At 62.9% G+C, this 13210-nt stretch carries 11 protein-coding genes; 4 read left to right on the top strand and 7 right to left on the bottom strand.

Features of this window, described 5'->3' with window-relative positions:
- Nucleotides 1-35 precede the first annotated feature (35 nt).
- Nucleotides 36-1190: an acyltransferase family protein gene (locus I7X13_RS14555; RefSeq protein ID WP_198076046.1), complete on the top strand. Its 1155-nt coding sequence runs from the start codon at nucleotides 36-38 to the stop codon at nucleotides 1188-1190.
- A 46-nt stretch (nucleotides 1191-1236) separates the two neighbouring features.
- Here the strand turns inward: I7X13_RS14555 and I7X13_RS14550 are convergent, their stop codons facing one another.
- From I7X13_RS14550 to I7X13_RS14540, 3 genes are all read right to left on the bottom strand, one after another.
- Nucleotides 1237-2331 carry a hypothetical protein gene (locus tag I7X13_RS14550; RefSeq protein WP_198076045.1) on the bottom strand — a complete coding sequence of 365 codons (1095 nt, stop codon included), beginning with the start codon at nucleotides 2329-2331 and terminating at the stop codon, nucleotides 1237-1239.
- Between the two features lie 114 nt (nucleotides 2332-2445).
- Nucleotides 2446-3777 carry a GTPase HflX gene (gene hflX / locus I7X13_RS14545; protein ID WP_198069195.1) on the bottom strand — a complete coding sequence of 444 codons (1332 nt, stop codon included), beginning with the start codon at nucleotides 3775-3777 and terminating at the stop codon, nucleotides 2446-2448.
- Between the two features lie 131 nt (nucleotides 3778-3908).
- Entirely contained in the window at nucleotides 3909-4205 is a 297-nt protein-coding gene (locus I7X13_RS14540) for a c-type cytochrome (RefSeq protein WP_198076044.1), read from the bottom strand.
- Nucleotides 4206-4356: 151 nt separating this feature from the next.
- Here I7X13_RS14540 and I7X13_RS14535 point away from each other — a divergent pair, with 151 nt between their 5' ends.
- Nucleotides 4357-5472 carry a glycosyltransferase family 4 protein gene (locus tag I7X13_RS14535; RefSeq protein WP_198076043.1) on the top strand — a complete coding sequence of 372 codons (1116 nt, stop codon included), beginning with the start codon at nucleotides 4357-4359 and terminating at the stop codon, nucleotides 5470-5472.
- A gap of 159 nt (nucleotides 5473-5631) precedes the next feature.
- Nucleotides 5632-6180, top strand: a complete 549-nt coding sequence (rfbC, locus tag I7X13_RS14530) for a dTDP-4-dehydrorhamnose 3,5-epimerase (RefSeq protein ID WP_198069192.1) — start codon at nucleotides 5632-5634, stop codon at nucleotides 6178-6180.
- Nucleotides 6181-6358: 178 nt separating this feature from the next.
- Here rfbC and I7X13_RS14525 read toward each other — a convergent pair whose 3' ends face one another.
- Nucleotides 6359-7657: a UDP-N-acetylmuramoyl-tripeptide--D-alanyl-D-alanine ligase gene (locus I7X13_RS14525; RefSeq protein WP_198076042.1), complete on the bottom strand. Its 1299-nt coding sequence runs from the start codon at nucleotides 7655-7657 to the stop codon at nucleotides 6359-6361.
- 107 nt (nucleotides 7658-7764) lie between these two features.
- Here I7X13_RS14525 and I7X13_RS14520 point away from each other — a divergent pair, with 107 nt between their 5' ends.
- Complete coding sequence (locus I7X13_RS14520; protein WP_198076041.1) at nucleotides 7765-10071, top strand: T9SS type A sorting domain-containing protein; 2307 nt, start codon at nucleotides 7765-7767, stop codon at nucleotides 10069-10071.
- Between the two features lie 232 nt (nucleotides 10072-10303).
- Here I7X13_RS14520 and I7X13_RS14515 read toward each other — a convergent pair whose 3' ends face one another.
- The 3 genes from I7X13_RS14515 to I7X13_RS14505 all read right to left on the bottom strand — a co-directional run bounded on the left by I7X13_RS14515 (nucleotide 10304) and on the right by I7X13_RS14505 (nucleotide 13183).
- On the bottom strand, nucleotides 10304-11086 hold the full coding sequence (locus I7X13_RS14515; RefSeq protein ID WP_198076040.1) for an amidohydrolase: 783 nt from the start codon (nucleotides 11084-11086) through the stop codon (nucleotides 10304-10306).
- Between the two features lie 206 nt (nucleotides 11087-11292).
- Nucleotides 11293-11760 carry a DUF2721 domain-containing protein gene (locus tag I7X13_RS14510; RefSeq protein ID WP_198076039.1) on the bottom strand — a complete coding sequence of 156 codons (468 nt, stop codon included), beginning with the start codon at nucleotides 11758-11760 and terminating at the stop codon, nucleotides 11293-11295.
- Nucleotides 11761-11851: 91 nt separating this feature from the next.
- Complete coding sequence (locus I7X13_RS14505) at nucleotides 11852-13183, bottom strand: NAD(P)/FAD-dependent oxidoreductase (protein ID WP_198069187.1); 1332 nt, start codon at nucleotides 13181-13183, stop codon at nucleotides 11852-11854.
- Nucleotides 13184-13210 lie beyond the last annotated feature (27 nt).

The following is a 13210-nucleotide window of genomic DNA, read 5'->3' as shown; positions in this document are numbered from 1 at the left end:
GATTTGTGCTCCCCTCCGGCCTAACCCGCGTCCGCATGCAGCCTGCCCCGCTACCCACCAAGCCCCATTACCCCATTCTCGACGGCCTGCGGGGCGTGGCTGCGCTCACGGTGGTAGCCTTCCACCTGTGCGAAGCCCACGCCACCAGCCACTTCGACCAGGTGATTAACCACGGCTACCTGGCGGTGGATTTCTTTTTTCTGCTGTCCGGGTTCGTGATTGGCTACGCCTACGACGACCGGTGGGGCAACATGACGGTGGGCAGTTTTTTCAAGCGGCGGCTGGTACGGCTTCAACCCATGGTGGTGCTGGGCATGCTGATTGGGGCGGGGTTCTTCTACTTCCAGGAATCGGCGCTGTTCCCCCTCATCGGCCAGACGCCGGTATGGAAGATGCTGCTGGTCATGCTTATTGGGTGTTTCATGGTGCCGGTGCCGCCGTCCCTCGATGTCCGAGGCTGGCACGAAACCTATCCGCTCAACGGGCCGGGCTGGTCGCTATTCTTCGAATACGTAGCTAACGTGCTCTACGCAACCGTGGTGCGCCGTTTCTCCACCGTGGCGTTGGGCATCTTGGTGGTGCTATCGGCGGGGGCGCTGTTACACCTGGGCCTCACTAGTCCCCAGGGCGACGTCATCGGGGGCTGGTCGCTGGAGTCCGAGCAGTTGCACATCGGCTTCGCCCGCATGATGTACCCGTTTTTTGCAGGGCTGCTGCTGTTCCGGCTGGCGCGGCTGCGGGCGGTACGGCATGCCTTTTGGTGGTGCAGCCTGGCGGTGGTGGCGGTGCTGGCCATGCCCCGCATCGGCAGCCCCGCGCACCTCTGGCAAAACGGGCTCTACGATGCGCTCTGCATCATTTTCGTCTTTCCCGGCATCATCTTCTTCGGGGCGAGCGGGGCGGTGCTCCCGGGGGCGGCCCAGCGGCTGTGCCGCTTCCTGGGCGATATTTCGTACCCGATTTACATCACGCACTATCCGCTCATCTACACCTACACGGCCTGGGTCGCCGCCCATAAAGTGCCCTTGCGTGCGGGCTTGCCCGTAGCGGCACTGGTCTATCTGGCGGCTGTGGCACTGGCATATGCGTGCCTGAAGTTGTACGACGAGCCCGTGCGGGAGTGGTTGAGGAAGAAGGTGTTATCAGATAGGGGTGAAACGGCTTTACACCGCGTCAAAAGCCAGGCGTAAGAGGAAATAGAATTAGTGCAGGTGGAGAGTAAAAGCGGCCTTTTCCTTATTTCCGGCTGCGTTCGGCTTTCTGCAGCAGCTTCCGGGGCGGCACGATGAACAGGTCGAGGCTGGCGTAGGGCGTGCCGCCGAGCTGACTGTCGATGAGGCGGTCGCGGGTGTTATTGGTGCGGTCGAAAGCGTTGAACTGGTAGTTGTAGCGGTAGCCGGCCTCGATGCCCGTCCAGAGGAAGGACAATAGCTCCCGCTCGTAGCGCAGGCGGAATTTCAAATCAATCTGGCGCAGCTCCAGCGAGGTGACCTTGGGGTTGTTGGGCGCTGGGAAAGGGGTGCGCAGCTTGAGGTTGTAGTTGTTGCTGGCCACCTCGTAGCCGGCAAACAGCAGCGAAGAGGGCGAGAGGTTGCGCCGCACCAGCACCCGGGCCGGAAACAGCGCCTCCACGCCCCAGCGCGGGCTGAACGTGCGGTTGTACACCAGGACAGGATAGATGCTTTGGCGGCCCAGCGTGTAGCCCAGCTGCACCCCCAGGCCCCAGGCAAAGGTGGGGCTGCGCTTCCAGCCGTAAATAAATTCGGAAGTGACTTTGAGGTAGTCGCTCACGCTGAGCTCGTCGGAATTGTAGTCGCCGTTGAGCTCGGTTTTGGTGCGGAAAAGGTACCAGTGCACCGCATCCACGGGCCGAATCACGGCCAGCTGCGCCCCGATAATGCTCAGGCCCTTGTTCTCAATATTGCTGTAAAGGCCGTACTGGTCGGTGGTGGCGGGCGTGCTGAACTGGAACTCCTGCCGGTCGTAATTCAGGCCCAGAATAAGCTTGAGGTGCGGGTGGTTGAGCAGCGGCGCATAAGCCTTGATGACAAGATTTGCGTTTTTACTGACTTGCGTGTTGTAATCAGCGCCTCCGCCCACTGCCGTGCTTTTCAGGCTGAAATTGCCTGGAATCCGCTCGTATTTCACAATCAGGCCCTTGCTTGGCCCCATGCCCACCACCTGCGAGTTGGCAAAGGTCTGGGCATCGGAGCGCACGCCGGCCGTATCGAGCGGCGCGGGCGGCGGGTACACGGGAATATCCTGCGCGGCGGCCCGGCCCAAACCTAGCAGCAGCAAACCACCCAACCCAAGAAAACGCACCTGGTTCATAACGAAAAAGGCCGGGCCTGATAAGCCCGACCTTCGCCCTTACGATAATATTCACGTAACGTTCATGCCCGCCTGGCCCGGCAACAATTTGATAACGCCGCTGGACTGGTCGTGCTATTCGCTGGCCCAGTTGTTGGCTTGGTAGGGGTAGCGCTGCTGGTGCAGGGCCGCCACGCGCTTGCCCAGCAGCTCGCGCAGCTCGTCCAGGTTAGTACGGTCCTGGGCCGACACGAACACTACCGGGTCGTGCAGCTTGGCCATGTAGGTGGCTTGCAGCTGCGCCAATGGCGGGCGCGGGGCGGTGCCGTCGTCCTCCACCTCCTGCACTTCGCCGAAGGGGTCCTGTTCGGCATCGTCGGGCCGATACTGGTCGATTTTGTTGAATACCAGCAGCGTGGGCTTGTCGGCCGCGCCGATGTCGGCCAGCGTGTCGTTCACTACCTGAATCTGCTCCTCGAAGCCGGGATGCGAGATATCCACCACGTGCAGCAGCAAATCGGCTTCCCGGATTTCATCCAGCGTGCTCTTAAAGCTCTCGATGAGCTTGGTGGGCAGCTTGCGGATAAACCCAACGGTGTCGGAGAGCAGAAACGGCGTGTTGTCGAGCACCACCTTGCGCGTGGTGGCGTCCACGGTGGCGAAGAGCTTGTTTTCGGCGAATACTTCGGCTTTGCCCAGCACGTTCATCAGCGTGCTTTTGCCCACGTTGGTGTAGCCCACCAGCGCCACCCGGATGTTGCCGCCGCGCGACTTGCGCTGGGTGTGGCTCTGCTTGTCAAGGTCTTCGAGCTTCTCCTTGAGGAAGGCAATCCGGTCGCGCACAATGCGCCGGTCAGTTTCGATTTCCGTCTCGCCCGGGCCTTTCATGCCCACGCCACCGCGCTGCTTGTCCAGGTGAGTCCACAGGCCGGTGAGGCGGGGCAATAAATACTGGTACTGCGCCAGCTCGACCTGGGTGCGCGAAGTGGCCGACTTGGCCCGCAGCGCAAAAATGTCGAGAATAAGCAGCGAGCGGTCCACGATTTTCACCAGCAGCTCGGCCTCCAGGTTGCGCAACTGGGAAGGGGAGAGGTCATCGTCGAACACCACCATGCTGGTGCCTTCGTGCTGCACGTAAGCTTTGATTTCGGCCAGCTTGCCTTCGCCCACGTAGGTGCGGATGTCGGGTTTTTCGAGCCGCTGCACGAAGCGCTTGGTGGCGGTGGCGCCAGCCGTTTCAATCAGAAATGCCAGCTCGTCAAGGTATTCGGTGGTTTGGGCTTCGGACTGCCGGCGCGGGGGCACGCTCACGAGCACGGCGGTTTCCTGCTCTTTGGCGGTTTCGTAAGTGCCGTTGTCGGATGCTTTCAGCAGGAGGCGGCCGGCCCGGCCCTTCACGCCGTCGACGGCGCCGATGTGGCGGGTGCTGTTGGTGTGCTTGCGGCCGCCGGATTGGGTGGTTGCCATAGGTAAAGAGTCTGAGTAGGGTGCGGGGCTTGCCCCCGCCCGTCGTTGAACAAATAAGGGGTACGTTGCAAACCTAACAAAGGCCGTACAACGACGGGCGGGGGCAAGCCCTACCGGGTGCGACCCCGCACCTACTTCAGCGTGAGCGAATAGGCCACCACCTGCTGCACCTGGGCCGGCGTGAGCATCTTGCCGAACGCCGGCATCTTGCCCATGCCATTGGTGACGAGGTAAGTGCGGCCGAAAGCGTTGAGGTTGCTTTTGGTGAGGTCGTGCGCGCCGTTGAGGCCCAGCCTGCCGTTGGCCCCGTGGCAGCGCACGCAGTTTTTCTGGAAAATGGCCTGGCCGGGCAGCACCGGCGGCGCGGCCGGCGCTACTTGCGGCACCAGCGCCAAAAGAAATAAAAAGACCGGAAGACGAAGATTCATAGCAGGCACAACACGCAAAGAGCCCACAAAGTACCGGCGAAAGAGTGAATGAGTGAGGGAGTGACTGAGCGAGCATGTGAAATAACCGCACGACTCTAACCCTCGTAGGCCCGACCTTTGCACTCATTCACTCCCTCACTCCCTCACTCCCTTGCGCGTCGCCATCGTCATCAATACCAGCTGGAATATTTGGAATTTCCGCGCCAGCCTCGTGCGAGCCTTGCAGGCTGCCGGCCACGAAGTGCTGGCCATTGCCCCGCCCGATGACTATTCGGCGCGCCTCGAAACCGAGCTGGGCTGCCGCTTCGTGCCCATTCTGATGGAAAATAAGGGCACCAATCCCATCAAGGACGCCGCCCTCACGCGCCGTTTCTACCGCATCTACCGGCGCGAGCGGCCCGATGTGGTGCTTCACTACACCATCAAGCCCAATATCTACGGCAGCATCGCGGCGCGCATCGCGGGCATCCCCAGCATCAACAACGTGAGCGGGCTGGGCACGGTGTTCATTGTCAAAAATTTCGTGAGCAAAATCGCGCTGGGGCTCTACCGCTTCGCGTTCCGCTTCCCGGCTAAGGTGTTTTTTCAGAACGGCGACGACCGGCAGCTGTTCCTCGATAACGGCCTGGTAAAGCGCGAAATCACCGACCTGCTGCCCGGCTCCGGCGTCGACACCAACAAGTTCAAGCCCGCGGCCGAGTTCCGGCGTAACCAGCCGTTTGTGTTCCTGATGGTGGCGCGGGTGCTGTATGAGAAGGGCGTGGTCGAATACTTCGAGGCGGCTAAGATTATCCGGCAGGCCGTGCCGGGCACCCGCATCCAGCTCCTGGGCGGGCTCGATGAGGCCGGCGGCGTGGGCGTGCCCCGCGCCACGTTTGAGGAGTGGCTCAAGAGCGGCGACATCGAATACTTGGGCCGCTCCGACGACGTGGCCGCCCACCTGCACCGCGCCGACTGCGTCGTGCTGCCCAGCTACCGCGAAGGCACCCCCAAAACCCTGCTTGAGGCGGCCGCCGTGGGCAAGCCCATCGTGACCACCGACGTGCCCGGCTGCCGCGAAACCGTGGTAGATGGCCGCAACGGCTACCTCTGCCAGGTGCGCAACGGCGAAGACCTGGCCGCCAAAATGCTGCAGGTGCTGCGCCTGAGCGACGCCGACCTGCGCGGCATGGGCCAGAACAGCCGCTACCTGGCCGAAACCAAGTTCGATGAGCGGCTGGTGCTGGATAAATACATCTCGGCGGTGGCGGCCGTGCAGCGGAGGTAGCGCCCTTCCGTCATCCCAAGCGCAGCGAAGGACCTTCTCACGTTTGAGCGACTAATGCTCACGTGAGAAGGTCCTTCGCTGCGCTTAGGATGGCAGCCGAACATTAATTCCTCCTTTACCCCGCCACACCATCTTGCCTAACCTTCTACCTTTGCCCCAATGGAAACCAAAACCTTCCCCATCGCCGGCCTGATTGAATTCACCCCCCGTCTGTTCGGCGACCCGCGCGGTGTTTTTTACGAAACCTTCAGCGCCCGCCTGATGGGAAGCCTGGGCCTGCCCGCCGACCTCGATTGGGTGCAGGACAATCAATCAAAATCGCAGCCCGGGGTGGTGCGCGGCCTGCATTTTCAGCGCCCGCCCCATGCCCAGGCCAAGCTGGTGCGCGTGGCCAAAGGCCGCGCCCTCGACGTAGTGGTCGATATCCGCCGCGACTCGCCTACCTATGGCCAGCACGTGCAAGTCGAGCTGAGCGAGGCCCGGGGAAACGTATTGTTTGTGCCGGCCGGGTTCGCCCACGGCTTCGTGGCGCTCGAGGAAGACACGCTGTTTCTATATAAGTGCTCCGACTATTACGCGCCCGCCAGCGAAGGCGGCCTGCTTTGGAACGACCCGGCCCTGGGCATCGAGTGGGGCGTGTCGGAAGCCATAATTTCCCCTAAAGACGCCGTGCAGCCCACCCTGGCCCAACTCGACAGCCCGTTCTGAGTTCCCGCCTGTCATTGCGAGCGGAACGAAGTGGAGCGCGGCAATCTGTCCTGCCAAAACCAGCCATTTTATAAAGTGACAAGCCCCGGTACTGCACAGTGCCAGGGCTTATCACATTTTAGGGCTTGTTGCTGAGAACAGGACGGATTGCTTCGTAGTGCCTCCTCGCAATAACAGGCTACAGCAGCTCCACCAGCGTTTCCAGGGCCATGCCGCGGCTGCCTTTCACCAGCACCTGCCGGTTGCGCACGGGGTGGGCGCGGAGCCACTCGGCCGCCTCGGCTTTGGTGGCGAAGTGCTGCGCGGAGCCGGCTTGCGCGGCTGCCCGCGCCATTTCCGGACCGATGAGCAATACTTGTGGCAATTGCAGCTCCGCCAGCAGCTGGCCGAGGTTGCGGTGCTCGGCGGGGCTGTCGTCGCCCAGCTCAAACATATCACCCAGCAACACCAGCTTGGTTTGGCCAGCTGCCACCGGGCGGGCCGCGAAGCTGCGCAGGGCCGCGCTCATGCTGCTGGGGTTGGCGTTGTAGGCATCCAGCACCAACTCGTTGCCGGCGGGCGTGCGCACCAGCTGCGAGCGGTTGTTCTGTGGGTTGTAGCGGGCCAGAGCCGCGGCAATCATATCGGTTGAGATGCCGAAATACTGGCCCACGGCGGCGGCGGCGGCCAGGTTGGGGAAGTTGTAATCGCCAGTGAGCTGGGCCACCACTTCGGTATTGTCGCCCAGGCGCAGGGCCACGGCCGGCGCGGCCGAGAGCAGCGTGGCGGGGTAGTCGTCCATCACGCGGGGGTAGGTGCGGATAACAGGCACCTGCGCCGCCAGCGACGGCAAGCGTGCATCCAGCGTGTTCACGAAGGCCGTGCCGCCGGTGCGGGTGAGGTAGTCGAACAGCTCGCCCTTGCCCAGGGCCACCCCCTCGGCCCCGCCAAAGCCTTCGAGGTGGGCCTTGCCGATGTTGGTGATGAGGCCGTGGGTAGGCTCGGCCCATTCGCAGTAGGCCGCGATTTCGCCCCGGTGGTTGGCCCCCATCTCAATCACGGCGAAGTCGTGCTCGCCCTGGCGCAGGCGCAGCAGCGTGAGCGGTACCCCGATGTGGTTGTTGAAGTTCCCTATCGTGGCCAGCACCTTGAAATGCTGCGCCAGCACGGCCGTGAGCAGCTCCTTGGTAGTGGTCTTGCCGTTGGAGCCCGTAATGGCCAGCACCGGAATGTGGAATTGCCGGCGGTGGTGCCGGGCTAGCTGCTGCAGGGCCACCAGCGGGTCGGGGGCGTAGGTGTAGTGGATGGGGTCCGAAGCGGCCAGCAGCACGTCGTCGACCACGGCGTGGCTGGCGCCGGCGGCCAGGGCCTGCGGGGCAAAATCGGCTCCGCGAAAGCTGGGGCCATTCAGGGCGAAGAACAGGGTGCCGGGCTGGGGCTGGCGCGAATCGGTGCTGACAAGGCCGCCGGCGGCCAAATAACGGGAATAGAGCAACATGCTGCGGAACTGGAAAAGCAAACCGGGTGTAACTTGCTGCAAAGGTGGGCGTGATTTTTGTACCGCGCGCTGCGAATCCTTTTTCACCTTTAACCACTTCCTTTCTGATGAATCGTTTTTACGCGTTGGTGCTGGCTTCGCTGGCTTTTTCCGGGGTGGCCCGGGCCCAGTCGGGCAGTGCGGCCTTTGGGTTTGAGAGCCGGGCCACGGCCAAAGTCGTGCAGGGCACCGATACCCTGCGCAATGCCTGGGCCGGTGGCTTCAACACGCCCCAGTTCAGCACCATCGACCTGAACAACGACGGCCAGCCGGACCTGTTCGCCTTCGACCATGAAAGCAGCCGCTGCTATACTTTCCTGAGCGTGGCCGCGCCCACGGCCCCCAACGGCCGCCGCTGGCAGTATGCCCCGCAGTACGAAAGCCTCTTCCCCAGCGATATCCGCGGCTGGGCCTTGCTGCGCGACTACGACTGCGACGGCCGCCCCGATTTGTTTACCTACATCAACGGGGGCGAAATCCGGGTGTTCCGCAATACCCTGGTGAATGGCCGGCCCAGCTTCGCCCTCGCCACCAACCAGATTCGCTTCGGCGGCAGCTTCACGGGCACGGCCAACCTCACCATCGGAGGCTATAATATGCCGGCCATTCAGGACGTGAACGGCGACGGCAAGCTCGACATTATGACGTATGATTTTATCAGCGCCACGTTCATCGAGCAATACATTAATACCAGCCCCGGCACCTGCGGCAGCGCCCTCACCTTCACGCTCACCACCGACCACTGGGGCGATGTGCAGTCCTGTGGCGGCTGTGCCGAGTTCAAGCTCACCGGCCAGCAGTGTTTCACGGCCGGCAAGCCCACCCACACCGGCGGCCACAGCCTGCTGCTGGTCGACCTCGACGGCGACGGCGACCAGGACCTGCTTGACGGCCGCGACAACTGCCCCGAACTGGCCCGCCTGCTGAATATGGGCACCACAGCGGTGCCGGTTATCACGCAGGCCGGCATCAGCGCCAGCTTTCCGTCGGCGGCCACGCCGGCGCGAGTGCCTGTCTTTCCGGCTGGCTACCAGTTCGATGCCAACTTCGACGGCAAGCTGGATTTGGTGGTGGCGTCCAACATGCTCAACAACGTGTCGGACCTGGTGAGCATGCGCAACAATGTGCAGCTATTCATCAACTCGGCCACCAGCGGCGCCCCAGTTTACACCAACCAGCCGGCCGGTTTCCTGCAAAACGACATGATTGACGTGAGCGAGGGGGCCGCGCCCACTTTCGGCGACATCGACGGCGACGGCCTGCCCGATATGCTCATCGGCAACCACGCCGACCGCGTGAACAACGTGTACCGCGCCAACCTCACCTACTATCGCAACGTGGGCACCCGCACCCGGCCGGTGTTCCAGTTCGTGACCAGCGACTACCTGGGCCTGGCTGCCCTGGGCCTGGAAGGCCTCAAGCCTGTGCTCGTTGACCTGAACCGCGACGGTGCCATCGACCTGGCCTATGCCGCCTGGGACCGGGGCGCCAACATTATCTACTACATCCTGAACACGGCCGCCGCCGGCCGGCCCGTGGCTTTCAACGCGGCTAATGCCGTCAGCTTCAAGCCCCAGTTTGCTACCACCGGCACCGGCCTGCTACCTTATACCAAGGACGACATGCCTTGCTTCACCGACGTAGACAACGACGGCTACGTCGACCTGCTCATCGGGACCAACGAGGTGCGCGAGCCGGGCATGGCTCTGCGCTACTTCCGCAACCGTGGCCGCGGCCCGCTGGACAGCGCTTTTGTGCTGGTGAACAACGACTACGGCCACATTCGCACCGCCTCGGGCGACCGGCCCGCCAACCTGAGCCCCACCGTGGCCGACTTCGATGGCGACGGCCGCCCCGACCTGCTCACGGCCGATGCCACTGGCTACCTGCGCCTGTTTTCCGACTACCGCAACCAGTCGCCCGCTTTGTTTGCGGAGCGCACCGATTTGCAGTACAACCCCCTCACCACGCTCTACGAGCCCACCCGCTTAGGCCTGGGCGACTACTCGCACTACGGCTTGGCCGCCAACGACCTCAACGGCGACGGCGCGCCCGAGCTATTTGTAGGCACTGAGGCTGGCGGCCTGCTGAGCTACGGCACTCGCAACCGCACCGTCATGGCCACCCGTACCGAAGCGGCCCGCGCCCTGGCTCTGAGCATCTACCCCAACCCCGCCACCGCCACGGCCACCGTCGAAACCGCGTTGCCCACCCGCGTTTCGGTGCTCGACCTCACGGGCCGCGTGGTGCAGGCTGCTGATGCGGCCCAGCGCCGCCACACGCTCGACCTCACCGGCCTGGCCGCCGGCGTGTACCTGGTGCGCGCCGAAGGCACTGACGGAGCCGCCGCCGTGCAGCGCTTGCTGGTGCGGTAGGGGCACCGCCTGTCATTGCGAGTGGAGCGCAGCGCAACGCGGCAATCCGTCCTGTCGAAACCAGACCTTTTCTTTTACCAGAAAGCCCCGATACTTCACAGTGTCGGGGCTTCCTATTGTTAAAAAAAATACTTTGTCACATATCAAGGCTGGTCGCATCTGGAGGACGGATTGCCGCGTTCTGCTACGCTCCACTCGCAATGACAGGCGGTGCCCGGCATGACAGACTTTATTACCCCAGCAACTCAAACGCGTCTCCGTCATTCAGCGCAGTGAACCTAGCGCGGAAATCATCCAGCTCGGTCCGGCTTAGCGTGTTAGTAAAAATGCCGTCCTGGGCGTGGGCTTCCACCAGGTATTCGCCTTTGGCATCAATCAAAGCCGAGTCGCCGGAGTAAGCGTAGCCTTTGCCGTCTTCGCCGATGCGGTTCACGCCCAGGGTGCAGGCCACGTTCTCGATGGCGCGGGCGCGGAGTAGGGTCATCCAGGCGGTGCGGCGCACAGCGGGCCAGTTGGCCACGTAGAGCAGCAGGTCGTAGGGCGCCGTGGGCTGGTTGCGGCTCCAGACCGGGAAGCGCAAATCGTAGCACACCAGCGGGCAGATGCGCCAGCCGCGCCAGTCCTCCACCAGGCGCTCGTGGCCGGGGGTGTAGGTGTGCTGTTCGCCGGCCAGTGTGAAGAGGTGGCGCTTGTCGTAGCAGCGCAGGCTGCCGTCGGGGCGCACCCAAAGCAGGCGGTTGTAGAAATGGCCGTCTTCCTCGATGATGACGCTGCCGGTGACGACTGCGTCATGGTCGGCGGCGCGCTGGCGCATCCAGGCTACGGTGGCGCCCTGCATGGTTTCGGCCTGGGCGGCGGCGTCCATGCTGAAGCCGGTGGTGAACATCTCGGGCAGCACAATCACGTCGGCCGGAACGGTTTGCTGGGCTAAAAACTGGTCGAAGGCGGCGCGGTTGGCAGCAGCATCGTGCCAGTGCAGCGCGGTCTGGATAAAGGATACAGTGAGGTCGGGCATGAGTAGGGGAGGGGTTTGCGGGCCGTAAGCTACGGCGCGGCGCATTTGCGGGCGGACAAAAGCACGTTGTCCGGCATAGAAAACGCTATACCGGGCGTAGTCGAGGCATCTTGCTCGCGGATAGCATGACAACGTAGTCGAAAGGCCTCAGCTACACGCTGCATGGATAGTTGTTGGACAGGCATGCCAGTCAGTAGCTTCTCGCACTACTCCAGCCGCGTCAGGTACGCGGTTTCTTCCGCCACATCGGCCAGGGCGAGGCGCGACTCGCGGATGAGTAGCACGCTGGCCACGAGCAGCAGCCCGGCCCCCAGCACGCTGAGCGCGGCCACCACCCAGGTAGCGGCGCTGTGCGTAAGCTCGAACACGCCAATGCTAAGGATGCTGGCAATGAACACCCCCAGCGTGAGGTGCAGCACCGTCATGGCCTGCTGGAGCATCCGCGCCCGCCGGATAGCAAACGACAATTGCAGCCGGAGGTGGGTGCGCTCGGCCGGCTCCGGGGCGGGCTGGTGGCGCTGGTGGTGATGCAGCAGCCGGGCCACTTCGCGCTGCCGCTCCACGCTGCGGCTCAGGCGCTGCGACGTGGTGAGGATGAGCGACGCACAGGCCGACACCAGCACCGCCGGCGCAAACATATCGGTGAGGATGCTGAGCGTGCCGGTGAGGGGCATGGGGAGAGGGTTTTTGTAGAGACACGTATTCGCGTCTCTATGTTTGCATTCCGTCTTCACGTTCAACGACGAGACGCAAAATATTGCGTCTCTACACAATAGCCTTCTCTTCCATGTCCTTCTCCACCAGCGGGGCCTTGGTTTTGCCGATGATGTAGCGCAGACCCTTGTCTTGGGTGAAGTAATTCCAGGCCCAGGAGAAGAAAACGGCCACGCGGTTGCGGAAGCTAACCAGCGACATGACGTGGATGAAGCTCCAGGCCAGCCAGGCAATGAAGCCGTCCAAGTGGTATTCGCGGCCGAAGAGCTTGATGTCGGCCACGGCGTGGTTGCGGCCGATGGTGGCCATCGCACCCTTGTCGTGGTACACAAAATGCTCCATGAGCTGGCCGTTGAGCTGGCGTTTGAGGTTGCGACCCAGCCAGTCGCCCTGCTGAATGGCGGGCTGCGCCACCATGGGGTGGCCCTCGGGGGTGGCCTCGGTTTTCATGATGGCAATGTCGCCGATGGCGAAGATGTTCTCGTAGCCGTGCACGCGGTTGTAGCCGTCCACCAGGTAGCGGTTGCCCGATACCAGGCACTCGGCGTTGAGGCCCGCGATGGGCGCACCCGTCACGCCCGCCGCCCAAATCAGGGTGCGCGCAATGAGTTGCTGGCCGTTGTTGAGCGTCACGGTGTAGCCGTCGTAGGACTTCACCCGCGTATCGAGCCACACCTGCACGCCCAGCTTCTTCAGGTATTCCAGCGACTTGGCCGAAGCGTTGGCCGACATGCCTTTCAGCAGCACCGGCCCGCTCTGCACCACGTGGATGTCCATTTCCTTGAAGTCGATTTCGCGGTAGTCCTTCGGGAACACGTGGGTGCGCAGCTCGCTCAGCGCGCCCGCAATTTCTACGCCCGTGGGGCCGCCGCCCACAATCACGAAGTCCAGCATGCTGTTCAGTTGCTCATAATCGCCGAGCTGCAGGGCCTGTTCGAAGTTGGAAAGCACCGTGTTGCGCAGCTCCAGGGCATCTTCCACGGTCTTGATGGCAATGGCGTTTTTGGCCATCACCGCATCGCCGAAGTAGTTGGTGTTCGCACCCGTGGCCAGCACCAGAAAGTCGTAGCGGATGAGGCCAATGGTGGTTTCCACCACCTGTTCCTCGGCGTCGATGCTGGTGACTTCGGCCAGCCGGAAGTAGAAGTTGTCCTGCTGATTCAGGATTTTGCGAAACGGCGACACGATGTCGCCCTCGTCCAGCCCGGCCGTGGCTACCTGGTACAGCAGCGGTTGGAATGCGTGGTAGTTCTGCTTGTCAATCAGTACCACCTGCACCGGCACATCGGCTAGGGCCTTGGCCAGCTCCAGGCCGCCGAAGCCACCGCCCACAATCACCACGCGCGGCTTGCCGAGGTCGTCAATTTTCGTTAACCCTTCCATGACGGTAAAGATGCAGGCCAGACGCTG

Origin of the sequence: Hymenobacter negativus (assembly GCF_016056375.1) — a bacterium.
Lineage (GTDB): Bacteria > Bacteroidota > Bacteroidia > Cytophagales > Hymenobacteraceae > Hymenobacter > Hymenobacter negativus_A.
The sequence above is the reverse complement of the archived record's forward strand: the minus strand, read 5'-3'. Positions and strand labels throughout refer to the sequence as shown.